General features: G+C 31.5%; 14 protein-coding genes. 13 read left to right on the top strand and 1 reads right to left on the bottom strand.

Annotated elements, in window-relative coordinates; all coding sequences use genetic code 11:
- The first annotated feature begins 290 nt into the window (after positions 1 to 290).
- From ES044_RS01675 to ES044_RS01615, 13 genes are all read left to right on the top strand, one after another.
- Positions 291 to 1,364 (top strand): metal ABC transporter permease, encoded by a 1,074-nt coding sequence (locus ES044_RS01675; protein WP_147117591.1) that lies wholly within the window; start codon positions 291 to 293, stop codon positions 1,362 to 1,364.
- Positions 1,357 to 2,517, top strand: coding sequence for a metal ABC transporter permease (locus tag ES044_RS01670; RefSeq protein WP_147117590.1), 1,161 nt, complete (start codon positions 1,357 to 1,359; stop codon positions 2,515 to 2,517). The genes ES044_RS01675 and ES044_RS01670 overlap by 8 nt, the downstream gene beginning before the upstream one ends.
- Before the next feature lie 39 nt (positions 2,518 to 2,556).
- Positions 2,557 to 5,685 (top strand): UvrD-helicase domain-containing protein, encoded by a 3,129-nt coding sequence (locus tag ES044_RS01665; RefSeq protein ID WP_147117589.1) that lies wholly within the window; start codon positions 2,557 to 2,559, stop codon positions 5,683 to 5,685.
- 48 nt (positions 5,686 to 5,733) lie between these two features.
- Positions 5,734 to 6,927 (top strand): glycine C-acetyltransferase, encoded by a 1,194-nt coding sequence (kbl, locus tag ES044_RS01660; RefSeq protein WP_147117588.1) that lies wholly within the window; start codon positions 5,734 to 5,736, stop codon positions 6,925 to 6,927.
- 116 nt (positions 6,928 to 7,043) lie between these two features.
- Complete coding sequence (locus tag ES044_RS01655; RefSeq protein WP_147117587.1) at positions 7,044 to 8,411, top strand: OmpA family protein; 1,368 nt, start codon at positions 7,044 to 7,046, stop codon at positions 8,409 to 8,411.
- 180 nt (positions 8,412 to 8,591) lie between these two features.
- On the top strand, positions 8,592 to 10,100 hold the full coding sequence (gene atpD / locus ES044_RS01650; protein ID WP_147117586.1) for a F0F1 ATP synthase subunit beta: 1,509 nt from the start codon (positions 8,592 to 8,594) through the stop codon (positions 10,098 to 10,100).
- Positions 10,101 to 10,199: 99 nt separating this feature from the next.
- On the top strand, positions 10,200 to 10,493 hold the full coding sequence (locus ES044_RS01645) for a FoF1 ATP synthase subunit delta/epsilon (RefSeq protein WP_147117585.1): 294 nt from the start codon (positions 10,200 to 10,202) through the stop codon (positions 10,491 to 10,493).
- 549 nt (positions 10,494 to 11,042) lie between these two features.
- Positions 11,043 to 11,645: a hypothetical protein gene (locus ES044_RS01640; RefSeq protein WP_147117584.1), complete on the top strand. Its 603-nt coding sequence runs from the start codon at positions 11,043 to 11,045 to the stop codon at positions 11,643 to 11,645.
- Positions 11,646 to 12,276: 631 nt separating this feature from the next.
- A complete protein-coding gene (locus ES044_RS01635) occupies positions 12,277 to 13,023 on the top strand; it encodes a sensor histidine kinase (protein WP_147117583.1) in 747 nt (248 codons plus the stop codon).
- Positions 13,020 to 13,664 (top strand): response regulator transcription factor, encoded by a 645-nt coding sequence (locus tag ES044_RS01630; protein ID WP_147117582.1) that lies wholly within the window; start codon positions 13,020 to 13,022, stop codon positions 13,662 to 13,664. Before ES044_RS01635 ends, ES044_RS01630 begins: the two co-directional genes overlap by 4 nt.
- Before the next feature lie 20 nt (positions 13,665 to 13,684).
- Entirely contained in the window at positions 13,685 to 14,077 is a 393-nt protein-coding gene (rbfA, locus tag ES044_RS01625) for a 30S ribosome-binding factor RbfA (RefSeq protein WP_147117581.1), read from the top strand.
- A gap of 36 nt (positions 14,078 to 14,113) precedes the next feature.
- Entirely contained in the window at positions 14,114 to 15,316 is a 1,203-nt protein-coding gene (locus tag ES044_RS01620) for an ABC transporter permease (RefSeq protein WP_147117580.1), read from the top strand.
- 107 nt (positions 15,317 to 15,423) lie between these two features.
- Positions 15,424 to 16,008, top strand: a complete 585-nt coding sequence (locus ES044_RS01615) for a hypothetical protein (protein WP_147117579.1) — start codon at positions 15,424 to 15,426, stop codon at positions 16,006 to 16,008.
- A gap of 16 nt (positions 16,009 to 16,024) precedes the next feature.
- Here the strand turns inward: ES044_RS01615 and dusB are convergent, their stop codons facing one another.
- The gene (gene dusB, locus ES044_RS01610) at positions 16,025 to 17,026 is read right to left on the bottom strand and encodes a tRNA dihydrouridine synthase DusB (protein WP_147117578.1); all 1,002 of its coding nucleotides are present in this window, start codon (positions 17,024 to 17,026) and stop codon (positions 16,025 to 16,027) included.
- Between the last annotated feature and the right edge of the window lie 2 nt (positions 17,027 to 17,028).

The raw sequence follows: 17,028 nt of genomic DNA, 5'->3' as shown, positions 1-17,028 counted from the left end.
AGACAGACTAAAATAACAAAATCTATGCTTTTTATTTGTATATGTGTTGATTTTTTAAACAAGAAACAAATTTTAACGATTATAACTTAAATATTTAAGTTTTTTAGATGAGTTCGTATTCATAAAATATATAAATTTAAACAACCAACCACCAACCACCAACCACCAACCACCAACCACCAACCACCAACCACCAACCACCAACCACCAACAACTAAAAACTAAAAACCAAAACCATCGACTTTTCAGAATACATACAACTAGTTTTTACAGATTATACCCTACGGACAATCACCTTGGGTACGGCAATATTGGGTGCAATTTGTGGTATGTTAGGTAGCTTTGCTGTTTTGAGAAAACAAAGCTTGTTGGGTGATGCTATTTCACACGCAGCTTTACCTGGAATTGCAATCGCTTTTTTAATTACAGGCACAAAAGAAACCAATGTATTACTGATAGGTGCTTTGGTAAGTGGTTTGTTGGGTGCATTTTGGATTCGAAGTATTACCAAAAGAACACATTTAAAATCAGATACTGCATTGGGTTTAATTTTATCCATTTTCTTCGGATTTGGGATGTTATTACTAACCTATATTCAAAAGCTACCAAATGCGAACCAAGCTGGCTTGGATAAATTTTTATTCGGACAAGCAGCAACTTTGTTGGCAAGAGATGTTTGGTTTATGGCGATCGTAACTTTTATCTGTTTAATTGTTTTGCTGTTGTTCTGGAAAGAGTTTAAAATTTTATTGTTTGATGCCGATTATGCAAAGACTCTAGGGTTTAATATTCAGTTTATTGATATTTTAATAACCTCATTTATTGTAATTGCAATTGTTTTAGGCTTACAAACGGTGGGCGTTGTATTAATGAGTGCCATGTTATTAGCGCCAGCTGCAGCCGCAAGACAATGGACGAATAGTTTAGGAGTTATGGTAGTTCTGGCTGCGTTTTTCGGAGCTAGTTCAGGCGTTATCGGTACTGCCATTAGTGCAAGTCAGAATAATTTATCAACCGGACCCGTAATTGTTTTAGTAGCTGCTGTTTTTGTGGGATTCTCTTTTGTTTTTTCTCCGTCAAGAGGCTTATTATTTAGACAAATTAGATTTATTCAGAATAGAAAAGATTTAGAGCTGCATAAAACATTGGCTTTTATGTTTGAAATTGCCCAAGATCATGAGAATATTTCGCATCCACACGCGGTAAAAATATTAAATAATTTTCATGGGTATACCAGAAAATCACTCGGAAAATTAGAACGAAAAGAATATATAAGTGTAGATGGTTCTATGTGGTCTATGACGCCAAAAGGATATCATTTTGCAGCAAATTTATACAATCAACAAGGAAACGAAAATGAGTAGTGCTCAAATAGAAATACAATTAATTGCGAGTATCGTGGCAATTGCCTGTGCAATTCCGGGTACATTTTTAGTGTTGCGAAAAATGGCGTTAATTAGCGATGCAATTAGTCATTCTATCTTACCAGGTTTAGTGTTGGGCTTTTTTATCACACACGATTTAAACTCGCCGTTATTAATTGTTATGGCAGCATTGTCTGGAGTAGTTACGGTTGTTTTAGTTGAATTTATTCAGAAAACAAGATTGGTAAAAGAAGATACTGCAATTGGCTTGGTTTTCCCAGTCCTCTTTAGTATTGGTGTGATTATGATTGCAAAAAATGCGAATGATGTACATTTAGACACAGATGCCATTTTATTAGGAGAATTAGCGTTTGCGCCTTTTGATCGTTTTTTAGTTGATGGAGCTGATTTAGGACCAAAATCTCTCTGGATTATAGGAACTATTTTATTAATAACCATCGGTTTGTTATTCGCTTTCTTTAAAGAATTAAAAATTAGCACGTTTGATGCTGGTTTGGCAACCGCTTTAGGTTTTTCGCCAATCATGATTCATTACGGATTAATGAGTGTTGCCTCCATAACGATTGTGGGTTCTTTTGATGCAGTCGGGGCAATTTTAGTGGTTGCCTTAATGATTGCGCCAGCAGCAACTGCCTATTTATTAACCGATAATTTAAAGAGAATGTTAGTTTTGTCGGTGATTTTTGGAGTTTTTTCTGCGATTGCTGGTTATTGGTTAGCGCATTGGTTAGATGCTTCGATTTCTGGTTCTATGACCACAATTTTAGGAATTGTATTCTTACTAGTGTATTTATTCGCTCCAAAAAGAGGTTTAATTTCTGTGTTATATAGAAACAGACAACAACAAATAGAAGTCTCATTATTAACTTTTTTATTACATTTAAACAATCATCAAGAAATAAGTGAACGCCATATAAATCATTTAAATGAACATATTAATTGGCGACGTGTAAGATCGAAATCGGTGCTAGATTTAGCTTTAAAAAACAATATGATCACCATCGATAAAAGTATTATTTCTTTAACGGATAAGGGGAAGAATTTTACCGATAAAGCGATCGATTATATTATTACCAATGATCATTCTAAAATAGAATCTATAAAAGAGGATTTCTTTTTATTTAGAGGATAACAATCGCTATATTTTGTATTTTGCATAAAAAATAATTCTGTGCAACAATCATCAGCTTTTCAAGTTTACAATGCTTCTGCCGGTAGCGGAAAAACTTTTACACTCGTAAAAGAATACATAAAAGTTTTATTAAGTTCAGAAAACGTTTTTACGTTTCAAAAAGTATTAGCAATCACTTTTACCAACAAAGCCGCTGGTGAAATGAAAGAGCGGGTATTGTCTAATTTAGAAGATTTTTCTGAAGGAAAAGAAAATGATTTACTTCAACTAATTTTGAAAGAAACTACTATTGATAAAGCGCTAATTCAAGAAAGAAGTCAGAAAATATTAAATGCAATTTTGCAAAATTATTCTGCATTTTCAATTACTACAATTGATAGTTTTACGCATAAAATAATCAAAAGCTTTGCACATGATTTAGGATTATCATTGAATTTTGAGGTAGAAATGGATGCTATTTCACTTTTAAATCAAGCAGTTGATGTGTTGATTTCTAAAATAGGAACCGATAAAAAACTTACAAAATTACTGATAGAATATACTTTAGATAAAACAGATGATGATAAATCTTGGGATATTTCTAGAGATTTAAATGATTTTGCTAGAATACTTTTAAATGAAGACGATATCAAACATTTTAGAGCGCTTTCTGCTAAAAGTTTAGACGATTTCACGAATTTAAAATCAAAGCTTTTTTTACATCAAAAAGAATTAAAAATTGAATTTAAGAAGGTTGGGGAAGACTGTTTGGGTTTAATTGCAAGTCATGATTTAGAGCATAAAGATTTTATGCGCGCAACCATACCAAAGTTCTTTGCAGATATCAATGAGAAAGCTTTTAATTTTACCTATTTAACAAGAAGTGAAACCGTTCAAAAAGCCATTGATACTCATCAATATTACTCAAAATCTACCAATGATTCAGTTGCACAAAGTATAGAAAGTATTGTTCCAGAAATCATCAATTTATTTCATAAATCAAAAGGAATTTACAGTCAGTTTTTAATGAATAAATTGGCATTAAAAAACATCATTCCGTTGGCGGTTTTAAATAATATTAATATTGAGTTAGAGAAAATTAAGGAAGAGAATAATATTAGACTCAATTCAGAATTTAATCAGCTGATTTCAGATAACATAAAAGAGCAACCCGCACCTTTTATTTATGAAAGAATTGGGCAGCGTTTTCAGCATTATTTTATTGATGAAATGCAAGACACTTCGGTATTGCAATGGCAGAATTTAATTCCGTTAATTGATAATGCATTAGCACAAGAAAACGGTAATTTACTCTTGGTTGGCGACGGAAAACAAGCAATTTATAGATGGCGTGGTGGTAAAGCAGAGCAATTTATAGCATTGGGTTCTGATCAAGTAAATCCTTTTGCGATTCCCAAAGAAATTAGAAATTTAGAAACTAATTTTAGGAGCTATTCAGAAGTTATCAATTTTAATAATTCGTTTTTTAAACATACCGCGAACTTCATCCAAAATGATTCCTATAAAAACTTATTTTTAGAAGGCAATAATCAATTAGAAAACTCTAAAAAAGGCGGGTTTGTTTCACTTTCGTTTCTCGAGAAAGAAGAAGAAAAGGAAGATGAGAAAGTAAAATATCCGAAGAAAGTTTTAGAGAAAATACACGAGTTAAAGAAGGATTTTTCTTTAGGTGAAATTTGTATTCTGACAAGGAAAAGGTCAGATGGTGTGGCGATTGCAAACTATTTATCAGAAAACGGAATCGATATTATTTCATCAGAAACGCTGTTATTACAAAATAGTCCAAAAGTATGTTTTATAGTCGATGTTTTAAAAGTTTTACAAAATCCGAATGACGAGGAAACGCGCTTTGAAATGCTCTATTTTTTACAACAACATTTACAAATTGAAAATCTAAAACATACTTTTTTTAAAGAGTTCGCTAAAGCGGATAATAAAACCATTTTTGAAGCTTTAAAAGTACACGGAATTTCATTTGAGATTTCAGTATTTCATCAAATGCCATTTTATGAGAAAATTGAGGAGATTGTAAGGAGTTTTAATTTAGTGAATTCTTCGGATGCCTATGTTCAGTTTTTTTTAGATGTTGTTTTAGAGCAACAGAGAAAAAATATCGATGTTAGTGAGTTTTTAGAGTTTTGGGAACTCAAAAAAAATGCATTAAGTATTGTTGCGCCAGAAAGTGCAAATGCAGTGCAGATTATGACGATTCATAAATCGAAAGGATTAGAGTTTCCTGTAGTAATTTTTCCTTGTGATGTAGATATTTACCGACAAATTAATCCGAAGGTTTGGATTAATGAATTACCCGATAATTATGATAATTTTAAGGAGTTGTTACTTCCGTATAACAAAGAGTTAAGCCATGTAAATAATACAGGTTTAGAAATTTATAACGAACAAAGAGAAGAATTAGAATTAGATAATTTCAACCTACTATATGTTTCTTTAACGAGAGCAGTTGAGCAGTTACATATCATTACAGAGAAGAAACTGTCATCTAAAGGAGAAGAAAACACCAACTTTTATTCGGGTGTTTTTATCAATTATTTAAAACAACTCAATCTTTGGGACGATGATTTATTAACTTATTCTTTTGGCAATGAAAATAGAGCTAGTAAAAAAGAAGCGTTGAAATCAGTTGCAGAAATTCACGAAAAATTTATTTCTACGCCTTGGCAAGAACATAATGTAGTTTTATTAGCAGGTGCTTCTAAATTGTGGGATACAACGCAAGGCGAGGCGATTAATTTCGGGAATTTAATTCATGAAATTTTATCAAAAATTATTACAATAAACGATGTTGCTATCATTGTAGATCAATTTCAGCAACAAGGATTTATGAATGAGAAGCAGTCAAAAGAAATTAAAGATAAAATTTATGACGTTTTAAGGCATCCAAAGTTAGCAAACTATTTTTCGGAAGAAGTCATTATATATACTGAAAGAGAAATTGTAGATGTTGATAATCAAATTTTAATTCCAGATAGACTGGTATTTAACAACATAAATGAGGTTGTGATTATGGATTATAAGACAGGAAATCCTTCAAATGAGCATCATCAACAAATTTTAAGATATGAAAGAGTTTTAAAGTCGATGAATTTTAAGGTGGTCAAAAAAATATTAATATACATAAATAACAAAATTGATGTTGTTGAAGTATAAGCAGAAAAATTAAACTTTGTAACTTTGTATTTCTTAAATAAATAAAAAATGTACGGTAAAATTAAAGATACTTTAGCAAAAGAGCTTCAAGAAATTAAAGATGCAGGTTTATACAAATCAGAAAGAATTATAACATCTTCGCAAGATGCACTTATAAAAATTTCTACAGGGCAAGAAGTACTTAACTTCTGTTCTAATAATTATTTAGGATTGTCAAACCATCCGGAGGTAATTAAAGCTGCGAAAGATACGTTAGATTCTCATGGTTTCGGAATGTCGTCAGTTCGTTTTATATGCGGAACGCAAGATATTCATAAACAATTAGAAGAAAAGATTGCAGAATTTTATACGACAGAAGATACAATTCTGTATGCTGCTTGTTTTGACGCAAATGGGGGTGTTTTTGAGCCTTTACTAACAAAAGAAGATGCTATTATTTCGGATAGCTTAAATCATGCTTCTGTAATAGATGGTGTTCGATTATGTAAAGCTGGGCGTTATAGGTATGATAATAATGATATGGCTTCGTTAGAAGAGCAGTTAATCAAAGCGAATGAACAAAATCATCGTTTTAAACTTATTGTAACCGACGGTGTTTTTTCTATGGATGGAATTGTAGCGAAGTTAGATGAGATTTGCGATTTAGCAGATAAATACGACGCTCTAGTAATGGTAGATGAATGTCATGCCACTGGTTTTATAGGGAAAACAGGAAGAGGAACTGTTGAGCTAAAAAATGTAATGGATCGAGTAGATATTGTAACTGGCACTTTAGGAAAAGCTTTAGGAGGTGCAATGGGAGGTTATACAACAGGGAAAAAAGAAATTATAGAAATTTTACGTCAGCGTTCTAGACCTTATTTGTTTTCAAATTCATTGGCGCCAACAATTGTAGGAGCTTCGTTAAAGGTTTTTGATTTAATTTCTGAAGATACTTCGTTTAGAGATCAATTAGAATGGAATACCAATTACTTTAGAACCGAAATGGAAAAGGCTGGTTTTGATTTGGTAGGTGCAGATGCAGCCATCGTTCCAGTTATGTTATATGATGCAAAATTATCGCAAGTGATGGCAAACAAATTATTAGAAAAAGGTATTTATGTAATCGGTTTCTTCTTTCCGGTTGTGCCAAAAGAAAATGCTAGAATTAGAGTGCAACTCTCTGCTGCTCACAAAAAAGAACATTTAGACAAAGCAATTTCAGCATTCATAGCCGTAGGGAAAGAATTAAAAGTTATTTAGAATTGATAAAAATTTGTTTTTTTGTGAATATTTTGTAGATTTGTCTTTGTATATACCGCGGAAGACTTTACTTTTGCGTATTATAAGAACGAACTTTTAATTTAAAAATTTTGATAATGAATCGATTAAAAATAGCTGTGATAGCTTTATTTGCGTTAGTAGCCGTTGGCAATTTAAGCGCACAAGATGAAAATAACCCTTGGGCAATAGGCTTCGGTATCAATGCCGTAGACGTTTATAATAGTAATGGAGAATTCTTTGGTTCAGGAGGACAGATCGAAGATCTTCTTGGTACTAAAGACTGGAATATACTTCCTTCTATTACTAGAATTACTGCTGAAAAATACCTTGAAAAAGGATTTTCATTGCAATTAGCGGGTTCTATAAATAAAATAGACTTTATAAATTCTAAAAATGATGTAGACTTATTATACTGGTCTATTGATGCAGTGGTAAAGTACGATCTAAATAGATTAATAGGAGAAACAGGTTGGTTTGATCCTTATGTTTTATTGGGTGGTAGTTATGTGTCGTTAGGTGAAGAAGGTGAAGGGATGTTAAATGCTGGTTTTGGATTCAATACTTGGATTAATGATAACTTCGGATTTAATTTTCAACACTCATCTAAAATAGGGTTTGCTGATAAAATTAATTCTCATTACCAAACCTCTGTTGGTTTAGTAATCAAATTCGGAGGAAAAGATACTGATGGAGACGGAGTTTATGATAGAGAAGATGCATGTCCTAATGTTTCTGGTTTACCAGAATTTAATGGATGTCCAGATGCAGATGGTGATGGAATAAAAGATTCTGATGACGCTTGTCCTAATACAGCTGGTTTAGCTGCTATGAATGGTTGCCCAGATTCTGATGGCGATGGAGTAGCTGATAAAGATGATATGTGTGCAAATGAAAAAGGAACAAAAGCAAACAAGGGTTGTCCAGATTCTGACGGAGATGGTGTATTAGACAAAGACGATAAGTGTATTTCTGAAGCAGGTCCTGCAGCTAATAATGGATGCCCTTGGCCAGATACTGACGGTGACGGAGTATTAGACAAAGATGATAAGTGTAAGAGTGAAGTAGGTCCAGCATCAAATGGTGGATGTCCTGAAGCAGCTATGACGCCAAGTGAAATAGCAATGTTAGCAGAATATACTAAAGGTCTTGAATTTGCAATTGATAGAGCAGAGGTGAATAAAGATACAGCTAAAAAGTTGGATAGAATTTATGATTTAATTAGTCCTATTAAAGAAGTGATTTTTGTAGTAGAAGGTTACACAGATAGTACAGGTGCTGAAGGTTATAATTTATATTTATCTGAAAGAAGAGCTGAATCTGCAAAAGCGTATTTAGTGAAAAAAGGTTTTGATGCGGATAGATTAGAAACTTTAGGTTATGGAGAGAAAAATCCTTTATCAACTAACAATACGAGATCAGGTAGAAAAGACAATAGAAGAGTGTTAGTTCAATTGACGGAGTAAACAATCATAAGATCTTAAAATAAATAAAAACTCTGCTCATTTTGGGCAGAGTTTTTATTTTTAGGTTACCTTTTTTTTAATTAAAAATACTTTTTTAATTCCAATCAAAAAAATTATCTTTGCAACCTTAAAAAGAGAGATAGGTCTCACAAATAAATAATAACTTTAATTAGATACATAATGTCTACAATAACAGGTAAAGTTTCTCAAATTATTGGACCAGTAATTGATGTTGAATTCAATACAGATAGCGAACTGCCTAAAATTTACGATTCACTAGAAATCAAAAAAGCAGATGGTTCTATTTTAGTGCTAGAAGTGCAACAGCATATTGGTGAAGATACCGTTAGAACAATTTCTATGGATGCCACTGACGGATTAAGCAGAGGTGTAGAAGTTTTTGCTACAGGTAGTCCTATTCAAATGCCAATAGGTAACGATATTTATGGACGTTTATTTAATGTTACTGGAGATGCAATTGATGGTTTAGGTAATTTAAAAAAAGAAGGTAAGAATGGTTTACCCATTCATAGATCTGCACCTAAATTTGAAGATTTATCGGTATCTACAGAAGTTTTATTTACAGGTATTAAAGTAATTGATTTAATTGAGCCGTATGCAAAAGGAGGCAAGATTGGATTGTTTGGAGGAGCAGGAGTAGGAAAAACAGTATTAATTCAAGAATTAATTAATAATATAGCAAAAGGACACGGTGGTTTATCTGTTTTTGCAGGGGTTGGTGAAAGAACTCGTGAAGGAAACGATTTACTTCGTGAAATGTTAGAATCTGGAATTATCAAATATGGTGATGATTTTATGCATTCTATGGAAGCAGGAGGATGGGATTTATCAAAAGTAGATAAGCCAGGAATGAAAGAATCTAAAGCTACTTTTGTATTCGGACAAATGAATGAACCACCTGGAGCTCGTGCAAGAGTTGCCTTATCTGGTTTAACAATTGCTGAATATTTTAGAGATGGAGCAGGTGAAGCACAAGGAAAAGATGTACTTTTCTTTGTTGATAATATTTTTAGATTTACGCAAGCAGGTTCTGAAGTTTCTGCATTATTAGGTCGTATGCCTTCAGCAGTGGGGTATCAGCCTACATTAGCAACCGAAATGGGTGCAATGCAAGAACGTATTACATCAACCAAAAAAGGTTCTATTACCTCTGTGCAAGCTGTTTATGTGCCTGCAGATGATTTAACAGATCCAGCGCCAGCAACAACATTTGCGCATTTAGATGCAACAACAGTTTTATCTCGTAAAATTGCCGAGCTAGGTATTTATCCTGCAGTAGATCCTTTAGATTCTACTTCAAGAATTTTATCAGCTGAAATTTTAGGCGATGAGCATTATAATACAGCAACGTCTGTTAAAGAAATTTTACAACGTTATAAAGAATTACAAGATATTATTGCAATCTTAGGGATGGAAGAATTATCTGAAGAAGATAAATTAATAGTTCATAGAGCAAGACGTGTACAACGTTTCTTATCTCAACCCTTTCATGTTGCTGAACAATTTACCGGGATTCCTGGTGTATTAGTAGATATTAAGGATACTATTAAAGGTTTTAATATGATTATGGATGGTGAATTAGATAAGTATCCTGAAGCTGCATTTAATTTAAGAGGATCAATTCAAGATGCAATTGATGCTGGAGAAAAAATGTTAGCAGAAGCATAGTCAAAGCTAATACTGAACTTTTTTATGTTCATTTATTAAGATCTAATTTATAAATAAGAAGACCCTGAAGCATATTTAGGGAGTTAAATAAGTTTAACTATGTTTTTAGAAATTGTAACGCCAGAGGCTATATTATTTTCATCAAAAGTGGATGCTGTATCTGTTCCTGGAATTAATGGTGAGTTTCAAATGTTAAATAATCACGCACCAGTAGTATCGATTTTAAAGGAAGGAACCGTTAGTATTCATGTTCATACACAAGAGCATTTAGAGTTTGATCAATATAGCGGTCATTACGAAGTGCATGTAGATGATGATAAAATTTTAACGATAGCTATTAAGTCAGGAACTATAGAATTGAATGACAATAAAGTTATTATTTTAGCAGATTAGCGCTCAAAGTACACTTAAAAATATAAATCTCAAAATGGATATCCTTTTTGAGATTTTTTATTTTTTAATAGTAGATATAAAAACATTAGTGTTCGATTAAAAATATTTTTAGTTTGATAAACCCTGCAAAAATAAAAGATTCGGCTAATTTTTTAAATGATACCTCGCTTTTTTGAAAATAATTTCATGAAGATAAAGTAAACAATTTTATTTCAAGGCATTTTTGTTTGTCAGATAGCTAAAACCAAGTCTTGGTTCATATGGTTCTGAAAGTGGAGTAATTTGGAGTTTTTTATCTGACAAGAATGATAGAAAAACACCTTTAATTACAAAGGTGTTTTTTTTAGCAATCTCCCCCAACGAAGCGAATTTTTCTTTTTTATAATCTAAACAAATTTGCAAAACTTTTTAAAGGTATTTCTTAGTGAAAACCTTTAAATGAATACAGGAAAAACCTTCTTTAAACTTTATGCATTATCCTTTTACAAAAGGATAATAAATGGGTTTTTTTTTATTAAATTACATATTCGAACTTCTAAATTATTAAAAATGAAAACTTCTTCGATAGCAATCTTATTATTTATTTTGATGTTTTCATCTTGTTCAGAGAAAACGAAAGCACCAGAATCAAGTTGCTACCCAAACAATAAACGACCATCAGAAGCTATCACATATGAAGAAATGTCTGCTATGATGGATACGTATGAGAAAGGGGCTAAAAAGGAGTTAAACAAATACATGAAGAAAATATCTGGAGGAAAAGACTCTATTTCTACAAATTATAATTGGTACAAACTAGATGAGTTAAAGCAATACATTGCCTATATAGAGAGAATATCTAAAGAAAAAGATATTGAAGTTACAGGTTTTAGAATTTATCCTACTTCTTACCCTAAAAATTATAGTATAGAAGATTTGCAAGGAAGGCAAACTTTAATTTTTACACCAACTACAAAAATTGGTCTTAAAGAGGACGTAGCTTTTGAGCCATTGTATTCTGAAAAAGGAAAACCGGTTGGCATTTCAAAGTTTTTAAAACAAGTTAGAGCTAAAAAGGCATACAAAGATACTTTGCTTCTTTCAACATTAAAAGAGCAAACTGGTTTAAAGAGTTCATCGGCTAATAGAATTAAGCCTAATCCTCCATATTAATTATGTTTGATGACGGTTTATTTACGATATCTGATGACGGCTTATTTATTAAAGAATTTAGTGTTTATATTCAATATTTCACCTTTTTACTAGCGCTCATTTTTTACAAGACGTATAAAGATTATAAGTTTTATAAATTTTTTACTATTTATCTTTTCAATCTTATTTTATTAGATATTTTGGCTTCTACTTTCTTTAAAATTAATAATTTAGAATTATTTAATCTATACACTTTTTTTGAGTTTAATTTCTTCGTTTTAATTTATTATAATTTATTAGAGCAGAGAAAAAATTTAAAGTTCGTAAAACTATTAGCTATTATTTTTAACTTTATTTATGTTATTAGTTTTTATTTTATAAGTTTACAGTTATGCACGGTTCCTCTTGAAGGTATCTTTAATAGTACACTAGTTATTATCTATTTTACAGAATTATTAAATTCAGAAAAAATTTTAAATTACAAGAAATTGTTGTCTTTTTGGATTTCTGTCGGTTTTTTGCTCTTTTATTTAACTTCTGTACCCTTTTTTACGCTGCTTTCTTCAAATATGTTCGATACTAGGGCTATGTTTCCTATAATTTATTATCTTACTACCATATTGCACTTATTTTTAATTTATGGTTTGATAACATGCAGGAAAAAGAAAATATAGTCTTAATAGTGTCCACGCTTTTAGTACTTTTAATTCTAATTGCACTGATAGTATTATTTACAGTATTTCAAAAGAAGAAAAATTTATTAATAGAAGAAAGAAAAAAAACGAAAGAAGACTTCGAAAAAGAGATTGCAGAAACCCAAATAGAAATTAGAGAAGAAACATTAAGAAATATTAGTTGGGAGTTGCATGATAATATTGGGCAATTATTAACTTTAGCAAAGATTCAGTTACAAAATGCAACAAAAGAGAATATTAATGAGGTTTCTGAAACTATTACCAAAGGACTGTCTGAAGTGCGGGCATTATCAAAATTAATTAACCCTGAAGCCATCAATAAAATTAATTTAAGAGAAGCTGTTCAACTAGAGATTGACCGCTTTAATCGATTAAATTTCATTGATGCGAGTTTAATAATTATTGGAACTCAAATAGAAATAGATAAGAAACATAACATTATTATGTTTAGAATTCTACAAGAATTTTTTTCGAATACAATTAAACATTCAAGAGCATCTAGTTTAATAGTTTCTTTAGAGTACAAATCAGCATACTTAATTATTATCGCAAAAGATAACGGTGTCGGTTTTTCATCCGAAGTAAAAAAAGAGGGTATTGGTTTGTTGAATATAAAAAATAGAGCCAAATTAATAGGGGCAGTTGCTTTGTTTTCATCTGGTGATAATAAAGGGACAACACTTGAAATTCATTATAAATTATGACACAGTTTTCAGTAGTTATTGTAGATGATCATACCTTATTATCTCAAGCAATACAGGTTATGGTAGATACTTTTGATAAATTTAAAGTATTGTATACTTGTAAAAATGGTCAGGAATTGGTAGATAAGTTTTCTAATTCGCCAAAAGATATTCCGGATGTCGTTTTAATGGATATTAATATGCCTATCATGAACGGAATTGAAACTACCGCTTGGATTAGTAAAATGCATCCAAAAGTAAATGTAATGGCGCTCTCTGTAGAAGACGATGATCTAACTGTTTTAAAAATGTTAAAAGCAGGTGCTATTGGTTATTTATTAAAAGATACAGATAAGTATATTTTAGAAAAAGCTTTGGTTGAAATTGTTGAAAATGGCTTCTATCATTCAAAAAGTGTTACTAATTTATTAATGAAATCTATTTCTGGTAATGTACAAGAAGAACTTACCTTTAAAGAACGAGAGCTAGCTTTTATGAATTTGGCTTGCACAGAGTTAACCTATAAAGAAATTGCAGATAAGATGTGCTTAAGCCCGAAAACAATAGACGGGTATCGAAACGATTTGTTTGTGAAATTGAGCGTTAAAAATAGAGTGGGTTTGGTAATGTATGCAATCAAAAATAAAATTTACACTCTATAAAAATATTGTAAATTTGCAGTATGGAAGAAACAAATAGACAAAAAAAAATTGCAGGAGTTTTGCAAAAGGATTTAGTTGATGTGTTGCAAAAGGCGGCACAAGATGGAATGAAAGGTGTGTTAATATCTGTTTCTAAAGTACATGTTACATCTGATTTAGGCGTTGCTAAAGTATATTTGAGCATCTTTCCTTCAGAAAATAGAAGTGAAATTGTAAAAGGTGTACAATCTAATACTGCTACCATTCGCTACGAGATGGCAAAACGTACTCGTAATCAATTACGTAGAATGCCAGAGTTACTGTTTTTTGGTGATGATACTTTAGATTATTTAGAAGAAATTGACAAATCTTTAAACGGTGGAGACGAAGATCCTATAAAGAATCCAGAAGTTTTACCAAGGCGCAAAAGATAACCTTCATTTAAGATTTTATTTAGCGCAAACGAGATTATGAATTTTTCTCTATACATAGCCAAAAGATATTTATTTACCAAAACAAGTAATAATGCCATAAATATTATTACAATAATTGCTTCTTTTGCAGTTATTGTAAGCTCTTTAGTGCTATTCATTATTCTTTCTGGCTTTTCAGGTTTACGCACATTTAGTTATAACTTGCTAGATGCTTCTGATCCTGATCTTAAAATTACAGTTGTAAAAGGTAAATCTTTCGTCGCTACAGATGCGGTTTTCGAAATTATTGATAATAACAAGGCGATAGAAGCAAGCTCTAAAATTATTGAAGAGCGTGTTTTTTTGGAATATCATGATAAAAATGAAATTGCTTTCGTAAAAGGAGTAGAAGAAAATTATGCTCAAATTACCAAGATAGACGCGGCGTTAAGTTTAGGAAATTGGCTAAATCATGAATATACCAATACAGCGGTTGTGGGTAGAACAATTGCTCGAAAGCTTTCTTTGGGAGTTCGAAGTTTTGGAGCGCCTTTATCAATTATGGTTCCAAAGCCAGGAGTAGGTTTTATCAATCCCATAAATGCATTTTATAAATCTGACGTTCAAATTGTTGGAATGTATACAGGTACAGAAGATTTTGAAAGTAAATTTGTTTTTGTGATACTACAACAGGCCAAAGATTTATTAAGGTTCGAAGAAAATCAAGTGACGGCCATTGAGTTAAAGTTGATCAATGATTCAAATTCAGAAAGCGTTGCTAATGAACTTCAAGAAGCATTGGGAGGCACATATAAAGTGCAAACTAAAGAGCAATTAAACGAAGTTTTTTATAAAGTAATTAATACAGAAAATTTTGTTTCTTATCTCATTTTTACGCTGATCGTTATTATTGCCTTGTTTAATGTAAGTGGCACTATTATTATGATGATTATTGATAAAAAAGATAACTTAAAAACGCTATTTAGTCTCGGAGCAACCGTAAAAGAGATTAAAAAAGTATTTATTCTTCAAGGTTTTTTGCTCACTTTCTTCGGAATGATGATCGGTTTAATACTCGGAATAATTTTGGTTTTTCTTCAAAACAAATTCGGACTATTGATGATCGTAGAAGATTTACCCTATCCGGTTGAATTTCAATTTATGAATTTATTCATCGTTTTTTCAACCATCACTATTTTAGGTTTTATTGCAGCAAAAATAGCGAGTAGTAGAATCTCTAAAGAGTTTATTGAAAGGTAGTATCATAAAAATAACCGATTAATAGTGCTTTTTTACTTTAGATTTCGGTTTAAAAATAAAGCTAAATATTATTCTTAATGCTTTTTAATTACCAAAAATTGAAAATTATGAAAACTTTATTGTGCTTATTATTTTTGGTAATCACTTTAGCTTGCTCATCGAATAAGAAAATAGTAAAAAACTGCAAGTTGAACCCTTTTGAGCAACTAGACAGTATTCAAACATCAAAAGTTATTTTAAAATATGAAGTGGCTTTGCCAAAATCATGGAAGAAAAGTACCTCTAGTAATGCAGATTGGTATTTTATTGAGAAAGCTTATCTAGATTCTTTAGGTTTTCAGGCTACAAATGCAGATCTGTACATTCGTAAATTTAAAATAAAGAAGGAGTGTAATTCAAGGAGTTATGATGCAAAAAGTTTTTTAGATTTTTATGTATCTTACAGAAGTAAATGGTTTATAAGGCAACCATTTAATTATATTCTTTTAAAGTCAAAACATCCCATTTATGGTGATTTCTATATTATAAAATATAAATGGGCAGTTGGAAACTTTGAATATACCGCGAGCTCATTTTTATTAATGCACAATAATGAAGGTTATCTTTTGGAATATAGAAATAATAGTAAAAACTTTGATATCTATCTTATGGATGTACAAAAGATTGTTCAGAGTTTTAAAATAGCATCATAAAAACTATGGTGTAGCTTTATCGATATTCAGAAATTACAACATTTCCAAATATTTCTTCTACCTCATCAAACGCTTTAAAAACATCTCTAGGATCGTCTGAAGTAACCATTTTGGCTCTGTATTCTTTAAAATGCGGAATTCCTTTAAAATAATTTGTGTAATGTCTTCTAGTTTCTACAACACCTAAACGTTCTCCTTTCCAATCAATTGCCATTTGTAAATGTCTTCTGGCAATTTGTGTTCTTTCAGAAATTGTAGGTTTTGCTAAATGTTCTCCTGTTTCAAAAAAGTGTTTTACTTCTTTAAAAAACCAAGGGTATCCAATAGAAGCTCTTCCAATCATTGCGCCATCTAAACCATATTCATCTCGCATTTCCATGGCTCTTTCTGGAGTAGTAACATCTCCATTACCAAAAATAGGAATGTGCATTCTTTGGTTATTTTTTACATCGGCAATAGGTTGCCAGTCTGCATCGCCTTTATACATTTGTGCTCGGGTTCTTCCATGAATTGAAATTGCTTTGCAACCAACATCTTGCAAGCGTTCTGCAACTTCTACAATTTTTATGGAATCATGATCCCAACCTAAACGAGTTTTTACAGTAATTGGTAAATTGGTATGTTTTACCATGGCTTCTGTAAGTGAAACCATTAAGTCGATGTCTTTTAAAATTCCGGCACCAGCTCCTTTAGAAACTACTTTTTTAACCGGACAACCAAAATTAATGTCGATAATATCGGGATTCGATTTTTCTACAATTTCAATCGTTCTTAACATCGATTCTAAATTGGCTCCAAAAATCTGAATGCCTACAGGTCTTTCTTTTTCATAAATATCTAGCTTCATGACACTTTTTGCAGCGTCACGAATCAATCCTTCTGAAGAAATAAATTCTGTGTAAACAACATCTGCACCGTTTTCTTTACACAACGCTCTAAACGGCGGATCTGAAACATCTTCCATGGGTGCTAATAATAATGGAAAGTCTGGGAGTTCTATGTTGCCTATTTTTACCAAAG

The sequence above is a fragment of the Polaribacter sp. IC066 genome, from assembly GCF_007997085.1.
In the GTDB taxonomy this organism is placed as follows: domain Bacteria; phylum Bacteroidota; class Bacteroidia; order Flavobacteriales; family Flavobacteriaceae; genus Polaribacter.
Note: the sequence above shows the minus strand (reverse complement) of the source record. Positions and strands in the feature narration are given on the sequence as shown.